The organism is Caballeronia glathei, from assembly GCF_000698595.1.
GTDB classification, from domain to species: domain Bacteria; phylum Pseudomonadota; class Gammaproteobacteria; order Burkholderiales; family Burkholderiaceae; genus Caballeronia; species Caballeronia glathei.
On record NZ_JFHC01000334.1, the window covers coordinates 1 to 339 of the forward strand.

A 339-nucleotide genomic window follows, 5' to 3' on the forward strand; every position below is an offset into this window, starting at 1 on the left:
GAAGATCGAGAAGATCTCGCCCCAGCACAGGAAGATCATCGCGGCGAAGAACATGAACGCGTACGGGTTGTGGCCGAACCACATGAGGCCGAGCAGCGCCGCGCCTTCGCCGAGGAAGATCACGAACATCGTGTTCTCACGCCCGAACTTGTCGGAGAGAAAGCCGCACAGCGGTCGCGTGAAGCCGTTGCAGAGGTTGTCGATGGAGAGCGTCATCGTGAGCAGCGGCAGGGTCACGCCGAGCACGGCCACGGGCATCTTGGCGAAGCCGAACTCCTTGGCGATCGGGCCGAGCTGCGCGGTCGCGATGATGCCGCCCGCCGCGACGAACACGAACAT

Annotated in this window: 1 pseudogene; it reads right to left on the reverse strand. The window is 63.4% G+C overall.

Features of this window, described 5'->3' with window-relative positions:
• Nucleotides 1-339: pseudogene (locus BG61_RS39025) on the reverse strand (oxalate/formate MFS antiporter); the annotation flags it as partial.